The organism is Methylocapsa palsarum, from assembly GCF_900114285.1.
In the GTDB taxonomy this organism is placed as follows: Bacteria; Pseudomonadota; Alphaproteobacteria; order Rhizobiales; family Beijerinckiaceae; genus Methylocapsa; species Methylocapsa palsarum.
Map to the genome: position 1 here is coordinate 69,333 of NZ_FOSN01000014.1, position 24,697 is coordinate 94,029.

The following is a 24,697-nucleotide window of genomic DNA, read 5'->3' on the forward strand; positions in this document are numbered from 1 at the left end:
TCAGCGCCAACGTTGAAGGTCGTTGACGCTTCCGTGGAAGGACGCATCGTTCTACGCTGATTGCAAAAAGCCTATCGCGGATCGCCGCTCGACCGTGGCCAGAGCGCGGAGAAATGATGCGCCGGACCATGGCCATGTCCAACGTTCAGTTCATCCGCGGCGGCGAGAGCGGCGGTGAGAAACGCCTTGGCCGCGCCGACAGCCTCCGGAAGCGCCAGCCCCTGCGCGAGGGAGGCGGCGATGGCCGAGGACAGGGTGCAGCCGGTGCCATGGTTGTTCCGCGTGGCGATGCGCGGCGCAGAATAGATGTTCTCGTCGAGGCCATCGAACAGCAGATCGTCCGCGCTGGCGCCGTCGTCATGTCCGCCTTTCACGAGCGCGGCCTTGGCACCGAGCCCCAGCAAGGCCTCGGCCGTCGCGCGCTTTTGCGCGTGATCGCAGGCGAAGGGAAGGCCGGTCAACAAGGCGGCCTCCGACTGGTTCGGGGTGATGATTGTCGCGAGCGGAAACAAATGACGCACGATCGCCTGTCCGACATCGGGCGTCGTGAGCAGATCGCCGCTTGAGGCGACCAGCACCGGATCCACAACAATAAATCGGGGCCGGTGAACCGCCAGACGGTCGGCGACCGCCGCCACAATCGCGGCGGAGGCGAGCATGCCGGTCTTGACGGCCGCCACTTCAATGTCCGCGAAAATCGCGTCAATTTGAGCGCTGACAAATTCGGGCGGCGGGAGATGTATGGCCTTCACGCCCAGCGTGTTCTGAGCCGTCAACGCGGTGATGACCGCCATGCCGTGGCAGCGCAGCGCGGCGAAGGTCTTGAGGTCGGCCTGGATCCCGGCGCCGCCGCTTGGATCAGACCCCGCGATCGAAAGCAGGTTGGGAATCATCGCCTGCTTATCTCCGCTTGGTTTGCTTCCGTAAAGGGGAGGAGCGGCGGGGACCGCTTCCAAGGCGCGGGCGGATCGATTTGCAATTCGCTCGTATCGTAATAGCTGGTCGCTCAACGCGCTCGGTGAGCAGCGGCGTTCATTGAGCCGGCATATCGAGCAGGCCGGCCGCTCCGTCGACGGCGCCGAACAGAAGGCGCCGCCCGGCGCCGTCCCACGCAAGAGCGGTGATCGCGGCCTGCGCGCCCTCGCGATGTCCGCGCACCAGAATCTCCGCCGCGTCTGTAATTCGGCACAGCAGAACGAAGCCGTCTTCATAGCCAAGGGCCAGCACCAGCGCCTTCGGATGAAAGGAAACGCAGGTGATCCTTGCGCGCCGGACTCCGCATTCCTTGGGCGCCTTGTTCATCGGGCCTTCTTTATCCTTGAAGGGCCACACGACCCCGCCTTCGGCGCCCGAGGTCGCGAGCCAGGCGCCGTCGAAGGACCATGACACGGAGCGCGTCTTCGCCGGATAGCCGCTGAGGCGCATGTCTTTTTTGTCGGCCATTCGCCAGCCGTGAAGAGCGTTTTCCTGCATGGACGTCACCACAAACCTGGCGTCCGGAGAGACCGTGACGTCGAGATGAGATCCTTTCCATTCCAGCCGTTCGAGCGACGCCGGCGCGTTCGGAAACCACAGCGTCACGCCGTTGTAATGCGCCAGGGCGAGTCTGTAGCCTTTTGGAAAAAACACGAGCCCGCGAACCGTGGTCGGCGCCGCGAATGTTTTGATTTCGCCCTTCGCGTCGCGCGCCCGGACATCCTTGCCCGCGGCCCACGCCATCGCGCCGTCGTCCCGCGCGGCGAGCGCGTCGATCCATCTGCCTTTTTCATGGGCGATCTCTTCGACCGAGCCGTCCCCGGCGGTCACGACGACTCGTCCGTCGTCGCCGCCGGTGACGAGTTTGGATTTACCCGCTTGAGCGGCGATGAGAATGCCCGCGCCGGGATGCGCCGCGATGCGCTTCGCCTCGCCAGGGGCGCCTAAAAGGACGCAGCCGTCGCCCAGCGCCAGGGCGGGCGCGTCGCCGACAAACGCCGCCGCCGTGACGGGGGCGCCGGCGTCAAACGGCGTGACGTTCGCTGTCAGTGAATTCGTCGAAGCGGCCATTTCTAGGCCGCGCAGCTCAAAACGCCCTGCGTGATCTCGTCTTTCTTGAGGTCGCGGCCAATGAAAACGAGACGGCTGACCCGTTTCTCGCCGGGCTTCCATTCGCTCTGGAGATCGCCGTCGAGGATCATGTGAACGCCCTGAAACACAAAGCGCCTCGGCTCGTTCTTGAGCGCTATGATTCCCTTGGAGCGCAGGATGGAGGCGCCCTCGGTCTGAATGTAGTCATTGAGCCAGGGCATGAACTTGTTGGGATCGAGATCGCCGTCGATGGTCAGGGCGACCGACTGCATGTCCTCGTCATGATAATGCTTCAGGCCGTGGGTTTCGTGCTCATGATGATGGTGGTCGTGATGATCATGACCGTGATGCTCATGATCATGAGCATGGCCGTGATCCTCTGCGACGTTGAGGAAGTCCGGCTCGATGTCGAGAATGCGGTCGAGGTCGAAGGCGTTGCGGCCGAGCACCGCGTCAAGCGGAAGCGCGCATTTCACCGTTCTGTGCAGCTTCGCATAGGGGTTGATGGCGCGGATCCGGGCTTCGACCTCGTCGAGGTCGCCGGGGGCGACGAGATCGGTCTTGTTGAGGATAATGACGTCGGCGAAAGCGATCTGATTCTTCGCCTCCGGCGCATCTTTCAGCCTCTCGGTCAGCCATTTGGCGTCGGCGACGGTCACAACGGCGTCGAGACGCGCCGCGTCCTGAACGTCGGCGTCGACGAAGAACGTCTGCGCCACGGGAGCCGGATCGGCGAGGCCGGTCGTTTCGACGATGATCGCGTCGAATTTGCCCTTGCGTTTCATCAGGCCTTCGATGATGCGGATGAGATCGCCGCGCACCGTGCAGCAGATGCAGCCGTTGTTCATCTCGAACACTTCCTCATCGGCGCCGATGACGAGCTCGTTGTCGATGCCGATTTCGCCGAATTCATTGACGATGACGGCGAATTTTTGGCCGTGGTCCTCCGACAGGATGCGGTTCAAGAGCGTCGTCTTGCCGGCGCCGAGATAACCGGTGAGAACGGTGACGGGGATTTTTTCTGCCATTTTCAACGATCCGGAACAGTCGACTCTAATTCTTGAGCGATCTCTGGTGACAAGGGCGGCCTGGCGAGGGAAGAAGCGATGCGGCCGCCGAACAGGCCGCGGACGCCGCTCATGAGCCTTCGCTCGACGACGACATGAATCACGACGCCGAACCCCGCGCTCAGGACAATGATGAGAGGAACGATCGGCCATTGCGGGAGGGACGAAACGTTCCCCTGAAGGAGTTTGGCGTAATAAATCATGGCGATCGGGTGGGTCAGGTAGATGGCATAGGAGGCGTCGCCGAGCAAGATCATTTGCCGTCGCAGCGGCCCGCTGTCGGATTTCATCGAAAGAAACGACGCGACGAGAAGAAACGAGGGGACGCCCCATTGAAGAACCCGCGAGAGGCTCGGCGGGTGGATGGCGGACGCGTAAGGCTGCGCAAATGCGGCGATCGCAAGCAGCGCCGCAGCCGGAATCCAGAGCGGTTTTGCCGCAAAGGCGAGTCTTGGCCAGCGCATCGCCAGATAGCCCATCAAAAGACCGAAACAGAATTCGATCGCGATCGGGTTGCGGAGGAAGTCGCTCAGGGCGGGGTCGGGGACCCAACCGTGAGCGGCGTAAAGGATCATGATCGTGGCGCTGGCGCCGAGCAATGAGACGAGCGGATTTGAGAAATAAAGGGTCGCGCCAAAAATGAAGTAAAAATACATCTCGTAGACGAGGGTCCATGCGATCGCCATGACGAAATAATTGGTGGGAAGCAGGAAAATCGACCTGATCAGCATCCGCTGATTTTCCGCGTCGATCATTTCCGCGTTCAGGTGAGCCAAAGGAAGGAGGCCAAGACTCCAAAGCTCGAGCATCAGCGCCATGACGAACCAGTAGACCGGGTAAATCCGGGTCAGTCGCTTGCGCAGAAAAGATGCGGGAGCAAGCGCCGGCCGGCCGGCGGGGAAGCTGACGCGGAACATGATGAAACCGCTGATCACGAAGAATATATCGACCCCGATCGCGCCAAATTGGGCCAACCAGTCCGGAATCGTCAACCGCGCGTTCGCCGTTCTCGCGGCCGCGAGAGTGTGCAGGAGCACGACGAGGAGCGCCGCCGCGGCGCGGAGCACCTGGATCCCTTCAAGCGAATTCCGGCTCTGCGCATCCCGTTCAACGCCCAAACGCGCCATTTCTCGCGGTCCCCTTACACGAGAAAACGGTAGCATGACGCAAGGGGGCTTGTCGCCTGCGCGTCTTTGGCCGCGGTTCTCGTTGGGGCGCTTTTGCGGCCAATTCAAAAATCCAGTTCGCCGAGGCTTTGCCGAAAGGACTTTTGGAGTCACGATCGCGAGCGCATTCGCGATGGCGCGCGTAAAAACCCGGAAGTTGCTGCAGGCCAACCACGAGCGGTTGACTGGAAACGCTGGCTGGCTTTGGTGAGGATATCGCTTTGAGCTTGAGAGTTTTCGCCCCAAACGCGGCGTTGGCCCGTTACGTCACGGCGATTTGGGATTATGAAGACCTGACGGGCAGCGATAATTCGGCGCTTTCGATTTTGCCGGACACGGCGACTTATTTATGTTTTTTGTACCAAGATCCGCTGCGAACAACTCATAAAAACGGCGTTTATACCACACGCAGCGGCCTCGCCGGCTTCCAAAGCTTTCGGAGCGATTTGGGAGGAGCCGGAAAAATATCAGGAGTTTCCGCACGCCTTGCGCCGTGGGGATTAAATGTCTTTCGTGGCGGCGTCGCCAGTGATTGCGCCGAAAGCCGGGTTGATTGCAGGGATATTTTTCCCTGGCATGAGATTGAAAAGATTGAAGATAGATTGGCGATCATGAACACCGCCAAAGAACGTGTCGAATGTGTTGAGAGCTATTTGCTGTCTATCATGAACCGCAATAATGAAGACGTGCTGATGCAGCGCGCGTGCGCAGCTTTAAACGCTTTAAAAGGCAATTGCTCTATCTCGCTGCTCGCTCGCAACCTCGGTTTAACAGAGCGAACCTTCGAACGGCGTTTCCTCTCCTGTGTTGGGGCGAAGCCTAAGAAATACGCCCGAGTCGTGCGTTTGCGAAACGCTATTATTCAGCGCGAACACTTACCATCGTGGGCGGACGTCGCATATGCGGCAGGCTATTATGACCAAAGCCACATGATACGTGACTTTCAGGATCTTTATGGAATCTCTCCTGAAACTCTCCACCCACAGATTATGGCTTCTCAAACGATTCGTTTTTCAGGTCTGCTGAATTTATATCAAGATATTTAAAATATATAACAAAGCGATGGCTGTTTTTAGTTTCTTCTGTTGTTAAAATTAAAAAACAACTCGTCGTTCTGTATGTTTTTTGTGGTCGCCATCGTTTCTATAATTTCATGTATTTGGAGTGTCGGTTTTTTCCAATACGCCCGACGATGAATCGGTAGAGTCCGCGCCTAGGCTTAATCGCCAATTTTGACGTTGAGGAAATGCCGATGTTGAATAAGCAGCCTATAACAAAAAAACTTAACGTCCCTGCAGAGAAGGTTTGGGATGCTGTCAGTAAAATAGGGCGGATTGATATATGGTTTCCTTTTATTGAGAGATGCAAAGTTGAAGGTCAAGGAAAAGGCGCTTTGCGTTATATGACCGTCGCAGGTGGCGGCGGCGAAATAAAAGACATCATTGAAGAAATAAATCATGAGACCATGAAACTTATATATCTTCGACCAATATCTTCTTTTCCCGTGACTTATTATAAAGGAACGGTCGAAGTCTTTAGGTCCTATGACGGATTGGGCGTCGTCGTCTGGACGATAGACTTCGAGTCGAAACCGGAAGATAGCGTTTCAGTCGCGGAATTGGTTCAGGGGGCCATAAGCGCGGGACTCGATGGGATGGAAAGGGACTTGCTCTCTAGTTGATCAGCGCGGCGGTCAATTGTTTGATGTTGTTGCGCATCATATCGATATAGGTCGGCGCCGGTCCATCGGGCGGCGAAAGCGCGTCCGAAAACAAGGCGCCGCCGATTTTGGCGCCGCTCTCCGCGGCGATCCTGCGCATCGCGCGAGGATCGGTCACATTCTCCAAAAAGACCGCCGGAATTTTCAGGGTCTTGATCTGCCGGATGATTTTGGCGACGTCCCGGGCGCTCGGCTCGGCTTCCGTCGAAACGCCGGACGGGGCGATGAACTGAAAGCCATAGGCTTCGCCGAAATAGCCGAACGCGTCATGGGTCGTGATAATTTGCCGCCGCGCCGCCGGGATCTTGGCGAGTTCGGCGATGACTTCGGTCTGGAGGGCGTCGAGTCTGGCGAGGTAGTCCTCGGCGTTGGCGCGATAGGCCGCTTCCCCATCCGGATCGACGGCGATCAGGCCGTCCCTGATATTGGCGACATAGACTCTGGCGTTGGCGATGGTTTGCCACGCGTGGGGATCCTGGCCGATTTTGCCATCCTCCTCCATTTTTCGAGGCGCAATTCCCTTGGTGGCGAAGACGACCGGAGCCTTCGCGCCGGAGGCCGCGATGAGCCGGTCGATCCATCCTTCGAGGCCCAACCCATTCGCCACAATCAGCCGCGCCGCGTTGAGCCCCCGGGCGTCGGCGGGCGTCGGCTGGTAGACATGGGCGTCGCCGTTGGGGCCGACGAGCGAACTCACTTCGACCCGTTCGCCGCCGATGTTTCGCGCGAAGTCGGCGAGAATGGAGAAGGTCGCGACCACGGGCAGGCGGCTTGGCTCCTGCGGCGCGGCGAAGGCGATCGACATGAGAAAGAGAAAATAAATAAATGTAATAACGTTACATATTTTGGCCATGCCGTCACTCCAGGATTGCGCTGTTCAGGCTTCGAGATGACGCTTTGGCTTGAGGTTGCGGAGAAGGCCGCCGGCCCGTCCAAAAACAAGCGCCCCTACGTAAAATCCCCCCGCGACCAGGATGATGAAAGGCCCGGATGGCAGGCTGGCGTAAAACGAAACGACAAGGCCTATATAGCTCGAGGCGATTCCAAAGGCCGCCGCGATGGCGAGCATCGACGTGATATCCCGCGCGATAAGCCGCGCCGAGGCCGCGGGCAGCATCATCATGCCGACGGCGAGCAGGGTTCCGAGCGCCTGAAATCCGCCGACGAGGTTCAGGACGACCAGGCCCAGAAACGCCATCTGCGTCGGTCCGCCGGCCCGGCCGGTCGAGGCGAGAAATCCGGGATCGACGGTCTCTATGACCAGCGCCCGATAGAGCAGCGCGAGGCCGGCGAGGGTCAGACTCGCGATGCCAGCCAGGAGAATGAGCGTCGCATCGTCAAGCGCAAGGACGCTGCCAAAAAGGACGTGCAGCAGGTCGATGTTCGAGCCGCGCAGCGAGATGAGCGTGACGCCGAGCGCCAGCGAGATCAGATAGAACGCCGCGAGCGAAGCGTCCTCGCGCAGGATCGTGGCGCGGGCGACGACGCCGGATCCGACCGCGACGATCAGCCCCGCGGCGAGGCCGGCGATGGTCATCGGCCAAAGCGACAGCCCCGCGACAAGATAGCCGATCGCGGCGCCGGGAAGAATTGCATGGGACATGGCGTCGCCGGTGAGCGACATCCGCCTCAGGATCAGAAAAACGCCGAGCGGCGAACCGGCGAGCGCCAGCGCGATCGAACCGACCAGCGCCCGCCGCATGAAGGCGAAGTCGGCGAAGGGTGCGATCAGAATATCATATAGCATGGCTCAACCCGCATCGTGATGCTCTCTACTTCCCGCTGGGCCTCAAGCCGCGCGGGCGCAGACCGCGGCCCCCCGGTCGAACGCCTCGGCCCTCGAACGCGCCCGCGCGAGATTGGGAGTGGTGAGAACGTCTGAAGTTTTTCCCCGGGCGACCTGTTCCCGCGCCAGCAACAAAGTTTGCGGAAAGTGATCCCGGACGAGGTCGAGGTCGTGCGACACGACGAGTACGGTCCGCTGCTCGTCGTGCCATCGGGCTATCAAGGCCAGCAGATCGGCGGAGGTGTTCGCGTCGATGGCGGCGAACGGTTCATCGAGGAGGACGACGCTGGCGTCCTGGATGAGAAGCCTGGCGAACAGCATCCGTTGAAGTTGGCCGCCGGATAGCGTTGAAATCACGCGATCTTCGAAGCCGTTCAGTCCAACCGCGCTCACCGCGCCGCGCACCTCTTCGAGGCGGCGCCCCGAAATCGCGCGAAACGGTCCGCATTGCGTCCAAAGTCCCATGGCGACGACGTCGAGGACGGTGATCGGGAAACTTGTGTCGATGTCGGCGGCCTGCGGCAAATAGGCGATGTCACGGCGCCGGGGCGCCGAGAGCGAACCGCTGAGAGGCGAGAGAGCGCCGGAGATCGATTTGAGAAGCGTCGATTTTCCGGCGCCGTTCGGACCGCAGATGGCCAGCAGCGCGCCCTTTTCTATTTCGCCGTCGAGGTGATGCACCGCAGGATGGCCTTCATACCCGAGCGTCAGGTCGTGGAAGGCGATGGCGACGGCATGGCCGGAATTCATCTCCTGCGTCATCAATGGAGCGCCCAAAATACGGCCGTCCAAAGAATGCCTATGAGAATCATTGCGCCAAGCAGCCGGACGCCGGCCGAAAGCCGGAACAATGAAAAGCCGAAACGCAGCGGCACTGGCGGCGTATGCTCGGATCTGACGTCCAAAGGCCGTCCCCTTTAAGGTTATATCATAACGTGCGCCAGCTACCTATGCGCCAGGACAAGGGCGTTGGCAATGACGCCATGTGCGCCTCCCAAACCGGGTCAGGAAATGGGCATTTGAAACCCGGATGCGCATTGATTATAAAATCGCATGGCTAAGACGACAGATAGAGGATCGATAAAGCGATCTCCCAGAGCCCCGGCGAAGGTGGCAGCGAAAGCGTCGCGTCAGCTTACAATCATCATTTGCGCTTTCGCTGTCGGACTCGTCGGGGTGGCCGGACTGACCTTTAGCAGCCTTTCCCGCCACATTGACTCAGGTTCCTCCGAAATCGGCGGCCCGTTTTCCATGATCGGACAGGATGGGCGCGTCGTCACCAACGCCTCGCTCGAGGGGCGGCCTTATCTGGTGTTTTTTGGCTACACGCATTGCCCCGACTTCTGCCCGACGGCGCTGTTCGATATCTCCGCGGCCTTCAAGGAACTGGGGTTCGACAAGCAGATCGCCGCTCTTTTCGTGACCGTCGATCCTGCGCGCGATTCGCCGGAAATACTCAAAGACTATCTCGAACACTTCGATCCCCGCATCATCGGCCTGACAGGAGACGATGCGAAGACGCAAGCGATAGCCAAAGCGTTCAAGGTTTATTTCAAAAAAGTGCCCGGCGAAAACGGCGACTATACAATGGACCACACCGGCATTGTGTATCTGATGGACAAGAGCGGACGGTTCGTCAGCGCATTCAATCTCGCCCGCCCTCCGAAACAAGCCGCGAAAGAGCTGGAAAAATATCTTTAGATCGGCGGGTCAATAAATTCCCAAAGGAAAATATTTCAAGTAGATCTCCGTATAGACGCCCTTCGCCGCGAGCGTCGCCAGGCCATAGTCAAGCGCATCCCGCAAGTCCCGATCGTCTTTCGCTACAGCGATGCCGACGCCTTCCCCAAAAAATCTGTCGTCCATAAAGGAACCGCCGCGAAAAACACAACACGGGTTTTGTCCCATTCCCTGGATCCAGCCGCCAAGGGAAACGCCGTCGCCGAACAGCGCATCGATTTCGCCGCTTTCCAACGCGTCGCGAAGTTCTTTCTGGGATGCGTAGGTTTTGCGGGTCGAATCCGGGAAATATGCTTTGAGGAAAGCCTCGTGAGCGGAGCCGCCTTCGACTCCGACGGTCCTGGCGCGAAGGCTCTCCGGCGTCGCCTCGGGCGCATCAGGAACGTTTCGAGTGACAAACCTCGCGGGACTTTTATAGTAAGGAGCCGTGAAATCGAGTTTTTCGCGGTTTTCTTCGTCGATGCGGATCGAAGCGATAAGGGCGTCGCCCTGCTTCTGATCGAGAGCGTCGAGCAAAGTGTCCCAGCGGCGGGCCTGTATCGTACACGTGACCCTCAATTCCTCGCACAATGCGCGCGCCAGATCGACGTCGAACCCGGTCAGAGCGCCGTCCTGCGTCATGAAATGGAAGGGTGGATAATCGTCTTCCGTCAGGAAACGTATCGTGCGGATCTCGGCCATGTCCGGCTTGGCGACGAGATGATGCGGATCCCAGAAATTCGGAGCTGCGACCTCCGAGGCGGATCCAGGCAGATTAGATCCGAGCAGATTTGATAAGGTCAGCGACAGAAGCAAAACGGCGGTTTTCGTCCAGGGGCGCATCTCAAATCCAGGTTGGGCGTTGTGTTTGGCTGAAAACTCAGGATCTCTGACGTTTTGCGTTTGATCGGTCCATAAGAGAATATGGCGAACATCGCCTGGCTGAATTTAGAGTGTCCGGCGGGAAGATTGCCGTCAAGCAGGACTGTAACTCGATCAAGCGGGACCGTAACTCGACGATGAGCAGGAGTTATTCAGACGCCATGGGACGCGTCGGCGCAGGCGCCTCTGTCCTTCAGGGCTTGGCCTGCCTGCCGGTTTTTTATGCGCTTCGCGACAAACGCGTGCTTGTGGCAGGCGGTTCGAACGCCGCGGCGTGGAAGGCCGAGCTTTGCCATGGAGCGGGCGCGGAGGTCGCCGTTTTCGCCGAGGATCCTTGTCCGGCGCTCGCGGCGCTCGCGCTGGGATCGCCCCGGATCAGCCTCAATCGGCGCCGGTTCGAGGCGGGCGATTTTGCCGGAATGGCGCTTGCGATCGCGGCTTTGCCCGACCCCGTCGATGCGAGGGATTTTATCAAAAGCGCCCGCGCCGCCGGAGTTCCCGCCAATATTGTCGATCAGCCTGGTCTGTCGGACTTCCAGTTCGGAGCGATTGTCGACCGTTCGCCTCTGGTGATCGGCGTCTCCACCGATGGAGCGTCGCCCATCCTGGCTCAGACAATCCGTGGCCGTCTTGAAGCGATGCTGCCGCACGACATCAAGCTTTGGGCGGGCGCCGCCGTTGCGTGGAGAGAGAAGCTTAAGGAACGCAATCTGCCGGCTGTCGCGCGCCGGCTTTTTTGGGAAGGATTTTGCGCCAGAGCGCTTGCGCCCCGGCAAACCAAGCCTGTGGACGATGATTTCGAGGCGTTGATCCTGGACACAAATCGCGGCGGAGCGCGCGAGACCGGGTCCGTGGCGCTCGTCGGCGCCGGACCCGGCGATCCCGATCTGCTGACCTTGAAGGCGCTGCGGTTCCTGCAGTCGGCGGATGTGATCCTTTATGATGATCTCGTGGCTCCGGGCGTTCTGGCTCTGGCGCGGCGGGAAGCCGAAAAAATCTCCGTCGGCAAGCGCGGCTACCGGCCCTCATGCCGGCAGGATCAAATCGTCGCGATGCTGATTGAACTCGCGTCAAACGGCAAGCGCGTGGTTCGCCTCAAGGGCGGCGATCCGATGGTTTTCGGTCGAGCCAATGAAGAAATTTCAGCTTTGCGGAGCGCGGGCGTTCCGGTCGAAATCGTCCCAGGCGTGACCGCCGCGCTTGGCGCCGCTGCTTCGCTTCAGGTTTCGCTCACGGAGCGGGACAAGGCGCGGCGCGTTCAATTCATCACGGCTCATGCGCACGATGGACGCTTGCCGGATGATTTCGACTGGGGCGCGCTCTGCGATCCCCATGCGTCCAGCGTGGTCTATATGGGCGTCAAGATGCTGGGCGTTCTCTCCGAGCGCTTGCTGGAGCGCGGCATCGACCCGGCGACTCCGGCTCTGCTCGTCGAAAGAGCGACCTGGGCGGAAGAACGGCGCATTTTTGGAACCATCGCCACTCTTGCCGCCAAAGTGGCCGCGGTCGATCCCGCAGGTCCTTGCGTCGTCCTGATCGGGGCGGCCTTCGCCGCTTATGACGGCGAAGCGGCGCCGATCGACCATGGGGTGAAGCAGGCGGCGCTCTGACGCCGGCGGAATAAATTTTGCGTCCGCCATCTTTTTGACGCTTCTGCGAATTCATATGAAGGTGACAATGGCCCTTTAGTTTGGTCTTGGTGTTTTGTTTAGTCTTGGCGTTTTGAATATCCGTCCAATTTATTCACTTAATATTTTCGCTTAAACGTCATCGCGGCGATTGAGGAGTGAACGGGATGCGCCGTCTTACACTTCTGGCTATCATCGGGAGCCTCGCCGCGATCGTGGCGGTGTCGGCAGGCGTTTATCTCTATCAGCGGCCGAGCGTGCTTCGCGTCGCGGTCATGCGGGACAGCGACGATCAGGCGATCCTGACGGCGGCGGCGCAGGAATTCGCTCAGCATCGCGAATCCGTGCGTCTCAAGGTGCTGGTGTTTGATACGCTGGCGGAGTGCGCCCGCGCATTTGAAGAAGACCGCGCGGACCTGGCGGTGGCGCGCAGCGACATCTCGATGCCGACGAGCGGGCAGACCGTCCTGATCATGCATCGCAACGCCGTCTTCCTGTTCGCCCCGGCGCAAACGGGGATCCGCTCCATTGATGATTTGCGCGGCCGCAAGATAGGCGTGCTGCAGCGCGGCCAGGGCGATTCCACAGGAAATCAGAACCTGCTTGACGCCGCGCTTGCGCAATATGACGTCTCCTCGGCGTCGGTGAAACGGCAAAATCTGGCTCTCGAAGAACTGCCGGGAGCGCTCAGGCGCAAGGAAGTCGACGCGATCCTCGCGGTCGAACCGCTGGGATCGGAAACTTTGACGCAGGCGGTCGCGGCCTTGTCTCAAGCCGGACGCGGTCAGCCGGCGTTCATTCCCATCACGGAAGCCCGGGCGATCGCCCAGCGAAAGTCAAATCTCGAATCAATCGAAATCGTACGCGGCGTTTTTGGCGGGGCTCAACCAAAGCCGGCGGCGACCTATGAGACGCTTGGCGTGTCGACCCGGCTGATCGCTCAGCACAGCCTCAACAATGAGACCGTCGGCGCGCTGACGGAGCTGCTCCTGTCGTCTCGGCCGACCCTCGCGTCCCGTGTTCCGCTGGCGAACCGTATCGAGGCGCCCGCGAGCGACAAGGGCGCGGCGTTGCCGGTTCACCCCGGCGTGCTGGCCTACCTGAACGACGAAGAGCAAACGATTTTCGAGAAATACGGCGACGTATTCTATATCGGCGCGATGGCGCTCAGTCTGCTTGGCACCGCGCTCGCCGCCATCGCGACAAGGTTCAGCCGCCGGCAAAGCGCCGACGTCGAGAAAATCCTTCAACGTTTGCTTGAAATCGTCAAAGCGGCGCGATGCGTCGAGCATGTCGACGCGCTGGACGAGATCGAGAAGGAAGCGGACGAGCTTCTGGCGCTGGCTCTCGCCGGCGACGCCGAGAAAGAGCTGAGCGTTTATCGTCTCACCGCGACAAACCTTGCTCTGAATCAGGTGCGCCACGCCATCGCCGAGAAGCGGCAGAGTTTTTCCGCAGCCGGAACGCGCGTCGCCGTTCCCTTCACGCCGCGGGTTGTGCGCGACTAGCCGCCATGCGGCCCCGAGTCCGCTCCCGCCCTCCAAGAGGCGCGGATCAAGGGAATTAAATCGGTTCCCAAATCGCCCTATCTGGTCTATAGGGTGCTGCAAATGCGAACACGGGGCGTCCGCGACGCATACCCAAAGCGCTAACTGGGCCCGGCTGGCGAACTCAGAATTTCCTGCGCGCAAGCGCTTGATTTGGTTCCGCGACGCCACGTTCTGAGATCCCGGTTCAATGAAATGTTGAGCGGCCTTGGCGCGGTGGGTTGTCCCCGGATCAGGACGCCGCCGGTTTTTTCGCTTGGGCTTGGGCAGATGACATCGGATATGGCGAACACATGCAACTGCGTAATATAGCGATTATTGCTCACGTCGATCACGGCAAGACCACGCTCGTCGATCGTTTGCTCCAGCAATCGGGCGCGTTCCGGGAGAACCAGCGCGTCGCCGAGCGGGTGATGGATTCGAACGATCTCGAAAAAGAGCGCGGCATCACGATTATGGCGAAGGCGACGTCGATCGCCTGGAAAGAAACCCGTATCAATATTGTCGATACTCCGGGCCACGCCGACTTCGGCGGCGAAGTAGAGCGCATCCTGTCGATGGTCGATGGCGCGATCGTCCTCGTCGACGCTTCGGAAGGCCCGATGCCGCAGACGAAATTCGTCGTGGGGAAGGCGCTGAAAATCGGATTGCGTCCGATCGTCGCCGTCAACAAGGTAGACAAGCCGGACGCGCGGATCACAGAGGTCGTGAATGAGGTTTTCGACCTCTTCGCCGCCCTCGACGCGAGCGACGAACAACTCGATTTTCCAATTCTTTATGGTTCGGCGAAGCAGGGCTGGATGGCCGACAGTCCGGACGGGCCGAAGGACGGGATGGGGCCGCTCTTCGATCTTGTCCTGAAACATGTCCCGCCGCCCCAGGTCGAGGAAGGCGGCTTCCGCATGCTCGGAACGTTGCTCGAGGCCAATCCTTATCTTGGCCGGCTGATCACGGGCCGGGTGTTTGCGGGCAGCATCAAGCCGAACCAGGCGGTCAAGGTTCTCGACCGAAAGGGCAATGTCGTCGAACAGGGCCGAGTATCCAAAATTCTGGCGTTCCGCGGCATTGACCGCACGCCGATCGACGAGGCGGAAGCGGGCGACATCGTCGCCATCGCCGGCCTGGAAAAGTTCAACGTGGCCGACACCCTATGCGCGCCGGAGGTGGTCGAGCCATTGCAAGCGCAACCGATAGATCCCCCGACATTGTCGATGACGTTTCTCGTGAATGACTCGCCGCTTGCGGGAACGGAAGGCGACAAAGTCACCAGCCGGGTGATCCGGGACCGGCTGTACAAGGAGGCGCAAGGCAACGTCGCGCTCAAAATCGAGGAATCGGCCGGGTCCGACTCCTACATCGTCTCCGGCCGCGGCGAACTGCAACTGGCGATCCTGATCGAGACCATGCGCCGCGAGGGATTCGAGCTTGGCGTTTCGAGGCCGAAGGTCGTTTTCCAGAAAAGCGAAGACGGCAAGCAGATGCTCGAGCCGATCGAGGAAGTCGTGATCGACGTCGACGAGGAGCATTCGGGCGTCGTCGTCCAGAAAATGGCCGAACGGAAGGCCGAGATGATCGAGATGCGTCCATCGGGTGGGAACCGGCTCCGGCTGGTCTTCCACGCCCCCACGAGGGGGCTGATCGGTTATCAGGGTGAACTTTTGACCGACACGCGCGGCACGGCGATCATGAACCGCCTCTTCCACGAATACGCTCCCTGGAAGGGCGAGATCGCCGGACGCCGCAACGGAGTCCTCATTTCGAACGACAATGGCGAATCCGTCGCTTACGCGATGTGGAAGCTCGAAGATCGCGGCCCGATGATGATCGAGCCCGGCTGGAAAGTGTACCGTGGCATGATCGTCGGCGAGCACACGCGCGAAAACGATCTTGAGATCAACGTCCTGAAAGGCAAGCAACTGACCAATATCCGCGCCGCCGGCAAGGACGAGGCGGTGCGGCTGACCCCGCCGATCCGGATGACGCTCGAAAGGGCGCTCGCCTATATCGAGGACGATGAACTCGTCGAGGTCACGCCGAAGTCGATCCGCCTGCGGAAAACCTATCTCGATCCGAACGAACGCAAACGCGTGTTCCGGGCCAAGGAAAGCGCCTGAGCGGCGTCTTTCCGATTCGAATGTTTGACGCGGCGCCGGGTGCGGCGCTGCGGCTGTTTGTCTGGGCGTCTGATCAACTGTCTTCCACAGCCTTGGCGGCGTCATCGAGCGTCGATGCGATAGCGGCCACCTGATCCGCGTTCAGCGGACCGCGGGAAAGCCGGATGCGGAGAGCCATCTTGAGGTTCTCCATCGCGCGCACGATTTGCGGCGCTGGGCCGCCGCCATGGCGCTCATTGATCTCGGCGATGCGGCCGAAAATGGTATCGACCAGGCCTCGATTTTGATCCAGCGCGGCTTCGCCTTCTGGCGTAATCGCGAACAGTTTGCGGGGGCCGTCGGCCTCCTGCACACGGATCTGGCCAAGTTCCTCCAGCAAAGTCAGGGTCGGATAGACGACGCCCGGACTGGGCGAATAGGCTCCCGCAAGCCGGTCTTCGATCGCCTTGATGATTTCGTAGCCGTGCGATGGCTTATCGCTGATTAGCTTCAAAACCACAAAACGAAGGTCGCCCTGGGCGAACATGCGCCCGCCAAAACCTCGATGGCGGCGCATGAACGGGCCGGATCCCGACGAGCGATCGCTGTGGGCGCAAAAATGCGAATGGTGATGGTGTCTCAATTTTTTCTCCAGTTTTTCGCTTACCCTTCGTAAGCAATTCGATATAACTAAAACTAAGCTATATCGAAATACGGACTTTGCAACCCTTTTCTCGGGAAATTTTCAAAGCCTGGAAAAAACGGCGGCCCTCTGTGCGAACCCGCCTCAATTGCGTCAGAAAGTTTTCGACCGTGACTTTGCTGCAATATCGCCGGTCAGGATCCTTCGCTAAGGTCGGCTCTCCGCGCCTCTTACGAATGATGTACCCATGTCACAGATCAATCGCCGTATGCTCATTAGCGGCGCCTCCGCCACAGCGGCTTTCGGGCTTGCTGGGTGCGTAGGGTCGCAAACTCCCGATATTCAAGCCGCCGCTGTCGCTCCTCCTCCGCCGCCTTCGCCCTCCACTCCCGTTTCGGCGGCGGCCTCGGGCGGCTCCCAGCCGGACTATTCCGTGGCTTACGGCCCGATGCCGGGCGAGAAATTTCCGCTTCCAGCGGTGAAACTGTCGGAAATCGACCCGGCCTTCCTGCGGAAGCAGGTGGACTACCAGACCAAAGAACCGCCGGGCACGATCGTGATCGACACCGCCCAGCACTACCTCTACCACGTCGAAGACGGCGGCAAGGCGACCCGCTATGGCGTCGGCGTCGGCCGGGAAGGCTTCATCTGGACGGGCGAGGCCACGATCAAGAAAAAGCAGGAATGGCCCGATTGGTATCCGCCGAAGGAAATGCTCGAGCGCAGGCCTGAACTCAGAAAGCAAATGGCCCAGTTGCAGAGCGGCACCGGGATGGCGGGCGGTCTTGGCAATCCGATCGGCGCGCGCGGCATGTATCTCTGGCAGGGCGACGTCGACACCTATTTCCGCATTCACGGAACCAACGAGCCGTCATCGATTGGCAAGAGCGTTTCTTCGGGGTGTATCCGGATGATCAATCAGGATGTGATTGATCTCTACAGCAAAACCCCTCCCGGAACGCGGGTTATCGTGCAGGGAACCGCTCCTGTTCTGCAAGCCAAGTTGGCGCGAAGCTGACCGGCTTCTCGCCAGTTCAGGTCTGAAGCGTAAACACGCGGAGCCTTCACAGCCTCATCGCTGGCAAGCTCCGCAAAAAAAGCTGGCGCGGCCGGATTGCACGATTCTCTGCACGGCGCCAGCGCATCCAGGCCGCAGGCAAGCTTGTCCGGCCCGGTCGTAGACGCGAAAGCTGTGCTGGAAATAGCCAAGCGTCCCATCGGTCCGGCGGTGGTCTTTCAGCGACGAACCGCCGGCCGCGACGGCTTCTTCAAGAACTTCGCGGATTGATTGCGCAAGGAGGTCGGCGCGATCGGTGGGAGATCCGTCCTTTCGGGCAAGGCTGCCGGCGGCGCGTCGGGGTGAAAGGCCGGCGCGATGGAGGGCTTCACTGACGTAAATGTTGCCAAGTCCGGCGATCAGCCTCTGATCCAGAAGCGCGGCCTTCAGCGAGGTCGTCCTGCCCTTCAGCAGGGCCGCGAGAGCGCCGCCAATCAATTGATCGCTGAGCGGTTCGATCCCGACATGACTGAACAAGGGATGCGAGGACAGCCCGGCGGCTGGAATCAGGGTCATGAAGCCGAACCGGCGCGGATCATTATAGATGACGCGCGCGCCGTTGGAGAGTTTGAAGACGACGTGGTCATGGGCCGGATTGGAAGCGGCTGCACGATAATAGGCGCCGAGCGACTGAGTTTCGTCCTCGATGCGAAACGATCCCGACATGCCAAGATGCATCACAAGGGTCTGCTGATCGTCGAGATCGGCCAGAAGATATTTCGCCCTCCGCCGCAGCGCCTCGATGCTCCGTCCGACCAGACGCGTGGCGAACTGATCGGGAAAAGGAAACCGGAGGTCCGCACGACGCAACTCGACGCCGATCAGGCGCGCCCCGGCCATCGCCGGTTCCAGGCCCAGGCGGACAGTCTCGACTTCCGGCAATTCCGGCACTTTTCAATTCCTTAATCGTTGCAGGCCAAATTTCCCAAGGCGAGGATGTTCCTGTAAAGGTCGCCGAAGGTTGGTTGCGCAGGACAGCGTCAAGTCATTTCCCCGCCGCGTTCAAGCGTTTTATCGCGAGAATATTCCAAGTCAGCGGCGGCCGGGTCAGAGGTATCTGCGCTCATGTGGGGGCAAATTTTTTCGGTCGCCGGAGCGGTGTGGTGGGTCATCGCGATCGCGCTGTTCGGGCTTAGCCTTGGCGGCGCACTCCTGCAGCCGGTCGTGCAAAGGCGGCGCCCGAAGCGGCTTGACCGCCCGGCGATTTCCGCGATCGTTCCCGTCAAGTGCCTCGATCCAGGGTTCAAGACCACGCAGACTTCAATATTCCTTCAAGATTACCCTGACTACGAGATCCTCGTCAGCGCGGCGGAACGGCAGTCCCCGGCGCTAGACGTGGCGCGGGAGGTTGCGGCGGCGTTTCCGGCGCGGGTCTGCCGGTTTCTTTGCTCCGAGGGGAACGGCGCGGTCAGCCCGAAACTGAATACCCTCGCCGCTCCGCTGGCCGCGGCGAGGAATGACTTCGTTTTCACCAAGGATTCAAACATAACGCTCGCTCCCGACGCGATGGCGGTCTTCATGCAGAACTTCGCCGGGAACGTCGGACTTGTGGTCGCTGTCCCGGTGGCGGTCAGGCCGGAGACGTTCGCCGGCCGGATCGAAGCGTGCCTCATCAATGGACACGCGCGGCTGTTGCTCACGGCTTCCGCACTCGGTCTTGGGTTCGGGGTTGGCAAAACAATGCTGTTCCGGCGAAGCGATCTCGCCGCCGCCGGAGGCGTCGAAGCCATCAGTCATTCGCTCGCGGAAGATACCGCGCTGTCTCAGAGCCTTGCGGCGCAGGGGCTGAAAACAGTCTTCGCTCATCGTACCGTTGGGCAGGAAATCGGCGCGCGCACGTTGCGCGAGATTTATGACCGTCAGGTGCGCTGGAGCGTCATCAGGCGGGCGAACGAGCGCTTCACCTATCCTCTGGAGCCTTTGAGCAGCGCTCTCCCGGCGGCGTTCGCTGGCGCGCTCGCGGCGCCCCTGGCGGGAGCGCCCGGAATTTCTGGCTTCCTTTTCACGTTTACCGGCTGGTTTTTCGCAGAGACGACTTTGGCTTATTGCAAAGGGTGGGACGTTTCGCTTTTGTCGCCGCTGGCGTTTGTCGCCCGTGAAATCTTGAGCCTCGCCGCATGGCTTCGCGCCTGGACGACCTACGATGTCGTTTGGGCGCAAGGCCGGTTTGACGCCCGCAAAGGCGTGCGCGCCGCCAGCCGGACGCAAGCTTAAAGCGGCGCCTCTTTCGTTCAAGGCCGGCGCGCGCGCTCGCGCCCCATTATGGGGTCGTCCCGGCGCGGCGTTGCCGGAGGTGCTCGGTCTTGAACACGTAATCCCACCAAGGCGCGCTGACCCCGAAGCCCCGCGTCGGATCGCGGAAATGATGCATCAGGTGGAGACGGCGCAACGTCGCTCCGAGGCGTGTTTTCGGTTCGGCGTGATGCACGTAATAATGGACCATATCATAGACGATATAGCCGATCATGAATCCCATCAGCACCGGATAGCCGAGAGGGAAGCCGAACAACACCCGTGCGACGCCATAGGCGATCAGCATGATGGGGGCGCTGAGCAAAGCCGGCATCACGAGCCGCAGGGGATCATTTGGGTGCACATGATGGACGCCGTGAATCAGGAAATGGATTCGCGCGCCGAATTTTCCTGGAAATTCATAATGGAACAGATAGCGGTGCCCGAAATATTCGATCAGCGTCCAGATGAAATATCCGAGCAACGTCGCCGCAAGAAAGGCCATAACGCCGAAGTCGCGCAGACCGAGCGCCCCTAGCGCCACGACGCAGGGGACATAGAGAAAGAGCGGCGTCGACCAATGCACGCGCGATAATTTATCAAGCAGCGGATGATCGAAAAGGCGGGGCGAGGCCTGCAGCGCGTCCTGCTCCAGCGGGCGATCCGGACCGGTGTTTTCTGAGCTCGGCGTCATGAAGCGCTCAATCCTGGATGGATGATTAGAACATCCTTAAAGCACTGTTGCGCCGGGCCAGCAACCATTCGACCGCCGCAGGTGTTTTTCCGCCCATAACGGACTCGCCTTGTAGAAAAGGCCTTCACTCCGCGACGCTCAATTCATGCAGGCTGAACAGGTTGTTCTCGTCGATCCAGACGTCTTGCGCGATCCATCCGCCCCGCGCTGCGAGATCGTGGAACTGGGGAATCGTATATTTGTGGGAATTCTCCGTGTGGATGCGCTCTCCCTCGGCAAAGTTGAAGCTTAACGCGCCAATCCTCACCTGCTGCGCGGCAAGACTTTCGAGATACATTTCGATTCGTCCTTCGGAGGAATTGAACAACGCGACATGGCGGAATTGGGCGAGATCGAAATCCGCTCCGAGCTCCCGGTTGATCCGGACGAGGAGATTGAGGTTGAATGTCGCGGTCACGCCCGCCAAGTCGTTATAGGCGGGAATGAGGATGTCGAGGTCCTTGAGAAGATCGACGCCGATCAGCAATCGCGCGCCGGGGCCTAGGGCGTCCGCCATTTTTCGCAGGACGCCGCTCGCCTCGGCGGGAGCGAAATTCCCGATCGTCGAGCCGGGAAAGAACCCGAGGCGGGGCCGCCCGGAGAACGAGCGCGGCAGCCCGACCTCTTTCGTGAAATCGCCCTCGGTCGGGATGATGCGCAACAGCGGATAGCGATGAGCCAGTCGGGCGCGGGCGGCGGACAAAGCGCTTTTCGACACGTCGATCGGAATATAGGCGGCAAGGCTCTGAAGGACGTCGAGCAGGATTTCGGTCTTGCGGCTCGACCCCGAGCCGAATTCGACGAGAACGCTCCCCGGCGCCGTCCGCGCCGCGATCTGGCGCGCCGCTGCCGCGAGGATCGCCGCCTCGGTTCGGGTCGGATAATATTCCGGCAAATGCGTGATCTGCTCGAACAGTTCGCTTCCGCGCGCGTCATAGAAGAGAGAGCAGGGGAGAGTTTTGCGCGTCGACGACAGCCCGGCGACGACACTGCTCGCGACGTCGCTCTCATGGAAAGTGGGGGCGCACTGGCTGGCGATATGTGACATCAGGCCTCGTCGGCAAGGCGCAGACCGCAAAACTGCCAGCGCTGGTGGGGATAAAAGAAATTTCGATAGGTCGCGCGGGCGTGCGTATCCGGGGTGACGCATGATGCGCCGCGTAGGACCTGCTGGCTGCACATGAATTTGCCGTTGTATTCTCCCAGCGCGCCCGGTTCGACGCGATAGCCCGGATATGGCTGGTAAGCGCTTTGCGTCCATTCCCAGACGTCCCCGAACATTTGTCGAAGACCGTCGCCGTGGGGCGCCGGCACAGGACGAAAGTTGCTGGCCGTGAGCATATTGCCTTGGATCGAAATCGAAGCAGCGGCGGCCTCCCACTCGAATTCTGTAGGCAGCCGTTTGCCCGCCCAGCGCGCGAACGCGTCCGCTTCGTAATAACTCACGTGGCAAACCGGCGCGGCCGGGTCAATCGCCCGGAACCCCATCAGAGTCATCTGCAGATGAGCGTCGCCGTGCTGTTCCCAGTAAAGCGGCGCGGCCCAGCCTTCCCGATTAAGTGCGGTCCAGCCGTCCGCAAGCCACAGAGAAGGCGCCCGGTAGCCGCCGTCCCTCATGAACTCAATCCATTCGGCGTTGGTGACGAGGCGGTTGGCGAGGCGAAAAGGGCGAATCAGCTCCTGGTGACGCGGACTTTCATTGTCGAAAGCAAATCCGGCTCCGACCTGGCCAATATCATGGCCAATAAGGATAATGCCCGCTTCGAACCGGCTCCAGGCCGGCGACTCCGTTTCCCTGAGAAATTTGGGAGCAGCGCTGTTCCGGTATGCCGGCCGGAGCGGATTTGCTGCGAAGAGGCTCAGAATGTCGGTCAGCAGCAGCTCCTGATGCTGCTGCTCATGATTGATCCCGATCTCGAGTCGGCGGCTGAGCTCGTCATTGTCTTGAAGACGAGTCGCAAGCAATTCCGCCAAAGCCTCATCGACGTGCGCCCGGTAGGCGTAAATTTGCGCGCAGTCCGGGCGGGTCAGCAGGCCGCGTTTTTCCCGTGGCAGACGGGCCCCTTGCGCCTCGTAGTAGGAATTGAAACAAAAGTTGAAATCTTCGCTGAAAATCCTGTATCCCGGCAAAAAAGGCGACAGGACAAAGGTCTCGAAGAACCACGTCGTGTGCGCCAGATGCCATTTCGTCGGGCTGGCGTCGTCATGGGCCTGGACCGCCTGATCCTCGGGTCCGAGCAGGGCGGCCAGATCGATTGTGCATTGTCGCGTTTCCGCCAACCGCGCCGGGAGCCCGTCAGATTGCGGACCTTGTCGGAGATCGGGCTCGATCGAGATGTTAGCCATGGCCTCGGGGGTCCTTCTCATTCGATCGCCGTCCGATGGTTAGAACGGTCCGAATTGACCGAGGTTCCGAACCAGAACCGGGGTCCGCCTTCTCCTTTTCGGGCTAAAATCTGCGATTTTATACCGAAGAGATAGAGTTTCGTGCGTTTTCGGGGGACCGGCCACACGCGAACGACCTGGTGATTCTCTCACCGTTTGAGGCGAACCGGCGGCGTTTCAGCCACATTGCTGCATTGGACCCTTTTATGCATCGACGAAACAGGTTATGAACTTAATCTTGTTCTCAGGGATGCGGTTATCGTTATGTCGGAACCATTCAGCGGCAACGCGCCGACGCCGGCGCCGAACTCCAGACACCATCGATGGCTGCTGGAGAAATACGGCTTGCGGGCCACTCGGCAGCGTCTGGGACTCGCCAAGCTTCTGTTCAGCAAAGGGGACAGGCACGTGACGGCCGACGCCCTCGCGGCTGAGGCAGGTTCGGTCCGGATCGCCGCTTCGCTTGCGACCGTCTACAATGTCCTAAACCTCTTTGCGGAGGTTGGTCTTGTCCGCGGCCTGGCGATTGACGGCAGCAAGACGGTTTTCGACACCAATACCACTGATCACGGCCATTTCTTCTTCGAAGAAACCGGTGAAATCACTGATATAACAGGTGAAACGCACTTCTCGGAAGGCATTCAGCCACCTGACGGCTATGAGATCGTCAAAGTCGATGTGGTCGTTCGGCTGCGGCGTAAGCGGCCCTAAGTTTAGTCAAGACTTGGCCAAAGGCTTGGCCGGGCTTGCGATGAACCCGCCAATTCTCATGAATTGACCATGAACCTTGGTTGATCTTAGTCCTGGTTCATTCCGGCCGCCGCGGTCGCGGTAAACGTCGACTTTCGGCGCACGCGTCCGAGCAAAATGATCGCACGTGCGTTCAGGGCTTGAATCTCTCCGCCGAAACCAAACCAGCGCCTTGAGCCGTCTCTTTCGCGGGCGAGCAGACGCGTCGCCACGGCGATCATGTCGTCCGGCGACGCTCGGGAGAGATCCATGCAAACGCTGTCAAGACTTTCCGGGCGTCGAGCGTAGGCGCGCGCGCGCAGCTTCGTCAAAGCGGCGACGGCGCGATTGGCCTCCGGCCGAAACGCTTTCGCGCATTCGCGATCGAGAAAGATTGGGTCCGGCAACAGGGCACTCCCGATTTTACTCGGTGAATGCATAACTGGTAAAATTACCTGTATAAAGGTAATTATACCTGACAAGCATCTTCGCTTATTTTCGTCGCCATTGTCCGTATCTGACCACGGCCTGGATCGCAGCCGCCCATTCGATGCGCACGCTCCGGATTGGCGCCGCATTATGGCTTTCAAGGTCGAAAGTTCCGGCGGAGGAGCCTCGCTGAATACGCTTTAAATAGCGTTTGCCGTCGGCGGTTCTTACGGCGGCCTCCCAGCCGATCACCTCATCGGCATTGGTTCCAGAACGTCCGCAGATGATCACGTCGCCTGGATCATAACGCGGCCACATACTGTCGCCTTCCACCTGAAAAGCGACCGCATCGGCTGAGATCGGGAACGGCACCTCGATTTCGTAGAGTCCTTCGGCGGGAATTTGTTCAAACTCGGGCAGGATTTCCGCGCCCGCCCCGATACGTCCGACGACGCGGACCCTGTTGCCGGGAGTTGGATCGCCGACTCCCTCGAGCAGCCACGCCGCGGTCGTTTTCAGAACCGGAGCCAGCGACGTCAGCGTTTCCGTGGTCACGCCTCGCCGGTCGCCGCTTTTTACCGCCCGTTTCAAGTTTCGGATCGCGTCCGGTTTTTTGGCCGCGAGCGACGCGGCATGGGCCGAAATGCCGAGAGCGGCAAGGCGGCTTTCGATCCGCAGAAGAACGTCTTCAAGTTCCATGGCGGTAAAATAACCGTACTTTTACCAAGGCGCATCCGGTAAAATAACCTTGCGATAACGGTAGAAATACCGTAGATTTCATCAGCCCCGGGCTTTTGCGTCTGGGTGGCCTCCA

24 protein-coding genes are annotated in these 24,697 nt (G+C 60.1%); 9 read left to right on the plus strand and 15 right to left on the minus strand.

The features are described from left to right. Nucleotides 1–71: 71 nt before the first annotated feature. The 4 genes from thiD to BM177_RS14655 form a co-directional block, all read right to left on the minus strand. Nucleotides 72–893, minus strand: a complete 822-nt coding sequence (thiD, locus tag BM177_RS14640; protein WP_091685033.1) for a bifunctional hydroxymethylpyrimidine kinase/phosphomethylpyrimidine kinase — start codon at nucleotides 891–893, stop codon at nucleotides 72–74. A 139-nt stretch (nucleotides 894–1,032) separates the two neighbouring features. Beyond that, nucleotides 1,033–2,046, minus strand: coding sequence for a WD40 repeat domain-containing protein (locus BM177_RS14645; protein WP_091684956.1), 1,014 nt, complete (start codon nucleotides 2,044–2,046; stop codon nucleotides 1,033–1,035). 2 nt (nucleotides 2,047–2,048) lie between these two features. Beyond that, nucleotides 2,049–3,095: a CobW family GTP-binding protein gene (locus BM177_RS14650; protein ID WP_091684958.1), complete on the minus strand. Its 1,047-nt coding sequence runs from the start codon at nucleotides 3,093–3,095 to the stop codon at nucleotides 2,049–2,051. 2 nt (nucleotides 3,096–3,097) lie between these two features. After that, nucleotides 3,098–4,261 (minus strand): acyltransferase family protein, encoded by a 1,164-nt coding sequence (locus tag BM177_RS14655; RefSeq protein WP_175492624.1) that lies wholly within the window; start codon nucleotides 4,259–4,261, stop codon nucleotides 3,098–3,100. Nucleotides 4,262–4,521: 260 nt separating this feature from the next. Here BM177_RS14655 and BM177_RS14660 point away from each other — a divergent pair, with 260 nt between their 5' ends. Then, nucleotides 4,522–5,346, plus strand: coding sequence for a helix-turn-helix transcriptional regulator (locus BM177_RS14660; protein ID WP_210185918.1), 825 nt, complete (start codon nucleotides 4,522–4,524; stop codon nucleotides 5,344–5,346). 206 nt (nucleotides 5,347–5,552) lie between these two features. After that, complete coding sequence (locus BM177_RS14665) at nucleotides 5,553–5,981, plus strand: SRPBCC family protein (RefSeq protein WP_091685035.1); 429 nt, start codon at nucleotides 5,553–5,555, stop codon at nucleotides 5,979–5,981. Here the strand turns inward: BM177_RS14665 and BM177_RS14670 are convergent. The 3 genes from BM177_RS14670 to aztA are packed head-to-tail and all read right to left on the minus strand — an operon-like array spanning nucleotide 5,974 to nucleotide 8,568. After that, on the minus strand, nucleotides 5,974–6,873 hold the full coding sequence (locus BM177_RS14670) for a metal ABC transporter substrate-binding protein (RefSeq protein WP_091684966.1): 900 nt from the start codon (nucleotides 6,871–6,873) through the stop codon (nucleotides 5,974–5,976). The two genes, BM177_RS14665 and BM177_RS14670, sit on opposite strands and share 8 nt — an antisense overlap. A 24-nt stretch (nucleotides 6,874–6,897) precedes the next feature. After that, on the minus strand, nucleotides 6,898–7,767 hold the full coding sequence (locus tag BM177_RS14675; protein WP_091684969.1) for a metal ABC transporter permease: 870 nt from the start codon (nucleotides 7,765–7,767) through the stop codon (nucleotides 6,898–6,900). A 42-nt stretch (nucleotides 7,768–7,809) separates the two neighbouring features. Next, on the minus strand, nucleotides 7,810–8,568 hold the full coding sequence (gene aztA, locus BM177_RS14680; RefSeq protein WP_244532355.1) for a zinc ABC transporter ATP-binding protein AztA: 759 nt from the start codon (nucleotides 8,566–8,568) through the stop codon (nucleotides 7,810–7,812). 291 nt (nucleotides 8,569–8,859) lie between these two features. On the opposite strand from aztA, the gene BM177_RS14685 reads away from it, so the two are divergent. After that, entirely contained in the window at nucleotides 8,860–9,507 is a 648-nt protein-coding gene (locus BM177_RS14685; protein WP_091684972.1) for an SCO family protein, read from the plus strand. A 9-nt stretch (nucleotides 9,508–9,516) separates the two neighbouring features. Here BM177_RS14685 and BM177_RS14690 read toward each other — a convergent pair whose 3' ends face one another. Beyond that, nucleotides 9,517–10,368 carry a transporter substrate-binding domain-containing protein gene (locus tag BM177_RS14690; protein ID WP_091684974.1) on the minus strand — a complete coding sequence of 284 codons (852 nt, stop codon included), beginning with the start codon at nucleotides 10,366–10,368 and terminating at the stop codon, nucleotides 9,517–9,519. 176 nt (nucleotides 10,369–10,544) lie between these two features. On the opposite strand from BM177_RS14690, the gene cysG reads away from it, so the two are divergent. The 3 genes from cysG to typA all read left to right on the plus strand — a co-directional run bounded on the left by cysG (nucleotide 10,545) and on the right by typA (nucleotide 15,696). Then, nucleotides 10,545–12,017: a siroheme synthase CysG gene (cysG, locus tag BM177_RS14695; RefSeq protein WP_244532357.1), complete on the plus strand. Its 1,473-nt coding sequence runs from the start codon at nucleotides 10,545–10,547 to the stop codon at nucleotides 12,015–12,017. A 185-nt stretch (nucleotides 12,018–12,202) separates the two neighbouring features. Further along, nucleotides 12,203–13,543 (plus strand): TAXI family TRAP transporter solute-binding subunit, encoded by a 1,341-nt coding sequence (locus tag BM177_RS14700; RefSeq protein ID WP_091684978.1) that lies wholly within the window; start codon nucleotides 12,203–12,205, stop codon nucleotides 13,541–13,543. Nucleotides 13,544–13,875: 332 nt separating this feature from the next. After that, complete coding sequence (gene typA / locus BM177_RS14705; RefSeq protein ID WP_091685040.1) at nucleotides 13,876–15,696, plus strand: translational GTPase TypA; 1,821 nt, start codon at nucleotides 13,876–13,878, stop codon at nucleotides 15,694–15,696. Between the two features lie 73 nt (nucleotides 15,697–15,769). Here the strand turns inward: typA and BM177_RS14710 are convergent, their stop codons facing one another. Further along, nucleotides 15,770–16,252 (minus strand): PadR family transcriptional regulator, encoded by a 483-nt coding sequence (locus tag BM177_RS14710; protein ID WP_244532358.1) that lies wholly within the window; start codon nucleotides 16,250–16,252, stop codon nucleotides 15,770–15,772. A gap of 313 nt (nucleotides 16,253–16,565) precedes the next feature. On the opposite strand from BM177_RS14710, the gene BM177_RS14715 reads away from it, so the two are divergent. Then, nucleotides 16,566–17,336, plus strand: a complete 771-nt coding sequence (locus tag BM177_RS14715; RefSeq protein ID WP_091684984.1) for a L,D-transpeptidase — start codon at nucleotides 16,566–16,568, stop codon at nucleotides 17,334–17,336. Nucleotides 17,337–17,390: 54 nt separating this feature from the next. Here BM177_RS14715 and mutM read toward each other — a convergent pair whose 3' ends face one another. Then, on the minus strand, nucleotides 17,391–18,266 hold the full coding sequence (mutM, locus tag BM177_RS14720; protein WP_091684987.1) for a bifunctional DNA-formamidopyrimidine glycosylase/DNA-(apurinic or apyrimidinic site) lyase: 876 nt from the start codon (nucleotides 18,264–18,266) through the stop codon (nucleotides 17,391–17,393). A gap of 174 nt (nucleotides 18,267–18,440) precedes the next feature. Between mutM and BM177_RS14725 the strand changes: the two genes are divergently transcribed. After that, nucleotides 18,441–19,589 carry a glycosyltransferase gene (locus tag BM177_RS14725; protein WP_091684990.1) on the plus strand — a complete coding sequence of 383 codons (1,149 nt, stop codon included), beginning with the start codon at nucleotides 18,441–18,443 and terminating at the stop codon, nucleotides 19,587–19,589. Between the two features lie 46 nt (nucleotides 19,590–19,635). On the opposite strand, the gene BM177_RS14730 is transcribed toward BM177_RS14725, so the two are convergent. The 3 genes from BM177_RS14730 to egtB all read right to left on the minus strand — a co-directional run bounded on the left by BM177_RS14730 (nucleotide 19,636) and on the right by egtB (nucleotide 22,686). Then, nucleotides 19,636–20,301, minus strand: a complete 666-nt coding sequence (locus BM177_RS14730) for a sterol desaturase family protein (protein ID WP_091684992.1) — start codon at nucleotides 20,299–20,301, stop codon at nucleotides 19,636–19,638. A gap of 124 nt (nucleotides 20,302–20,425) precedes the next feature. Beyond that, entirely contained in the window at nucleotides 20,426–21,388 is a 963-nt protein-coding gene (gene egtD, locus BM177_RS14735; protein ID WP_091684994.1) for an L-histidine N(alpha)-methyltransferase, read from the minus strand. Beyond that, nucleotides 21,388–22,686, minus strand: a complete 1,299-nt coding sequence (egtB, locus tag BM177_RS14740; RefSeq protein ID WP_175492625.1) for an ergothioneine biosynthesis protein EgtB — start codon at nucleotides 22,684–22,686, stop codon at nucleotides 21,388–21,390. Before egtB ends, egtD begins: the two co-directional genes overlap by 1 nt. 303 nt (nucleotides 22,687–22,989) lie before the next feature. Here egtB and irrA point away from each other — a divergent pair, with 303 nt between their 5' ends. Continuing rightward, nucleotides 22,990–23,436, plus strand: coding sequence for an iron response transcriptional regulator IrrA (gene irrA / locus BM177_RS14745; RefSeq protein ID WP_091685043.1), 447 nt, complete (start codon nucleotides 22,990–22,992; stop codon nucleotides 23,434–23,436). An 86-nt stretch (nucleotides 23,437–23,522) separates the two neighbouring features. On the opposite strand, the gene BM177_RS14750 is transcribed toward irrA, so the two are convergent. Both BM177_RS14750 and BM177_RS14755 read right to left on the minus strand, forming a co-directional pair. Next, nucleotides 23,523–23,861: a hypothetical protein gene (locus BM177_RS14750; protein ID WP_091685000.1), complete on the minus strand. Its 339-nt coding sequence runs from the start codon at nucleotides 23,859–23,861 to the stop codon at nucleotides 23,523–23,525. An 85-nt stretch (nucleotides 23,862–23,946) separates the two neighbouring features. Further along, the gene (locus BM177_RS14755) at nucleotides 23,947–24,582 is read right to left on the minus strand and encodes a S24 family peptidase (protein WP_091685004.1); all 636 of its coding nucleotides are present in this window, start codon (nucleotides 24,580–24,582) and stop codon (nucleotides 23,947–23,949) included. Nucleotides 24,583–24,697 lie beyond the last annotated feature (115 nt).